1 protein-coding gene is annotated in these 565 nt (G+C 68.5%); it reads left to right on the plus strand.

Features of this window, described 5'->3' with window-relative positions; all coding sequences use genetic code 11:
- Positions 1-68: 68 nt before the first annotated feature.
- The coding region (locus ACNA7R_RS20585; protein WP_416285392.1) for an ATP-binding cassette domain-containing protein at positions 69-565 on the plus strand (497 nt) is incomplete at its 3' end.

Raw genomic sequence — 565 nt, forward strand, 5'->3', positions numbered from 1 at the left:
TGCTGCGCGCCACGGGCATCACCAAGACGTTCCGGACCGGATGGTGGCCACGTCGACGTGCGGTGCAGGTGCTGCGAGGGGCCGATCTGCGGTTACGCCCTGGCGAGATCGTCGGTCTCGTCGGGGAGAACGGATCGGGGAAGTCGACGTTGATGAAGATCCTCGTCGGCGCACTGGACCGCGACGCAGGCACCGTCGAGCGGGAGGGCTCGATCGGGTTCTGCCCACAGGAGCCGGTGCTCTACGAGCGGCTGACCTGCGACGAGCACTTCACCCTGTTCGGCCGCGGCTACGGGATGTCCCCCGGTGCCGTCGAGCAGGCCGTCGACGAGTTGTACGCCACCCTCGGGTTCGGGGAGTGGCGCGCAGCGAGGGTCGATGAGCTCTCCGGAGGGACCCGCGCGAAGCTCAACCTCGGGTTGGCGTTGCTCCCCGACCCCGACCTCCTCCTGCTCGACGAACCCTACGCCGGGTTCGACTGGGACACCTACCTCCGGTTCTGGGAGCTGACAGGCAGCCGACGCGAGGCGGGGCGGAGCCTGCTGATCGTCAGCCACTTCATCAC

Source organism: Natronococcus sp. (assembly GCF_047921035.1).
In the GTDB taxonomy this organism is placed as follows: Archaea; Halobacteriota; Halobacteria; order Halobacteriales; family Natrialbaceae; genus Natronococcus.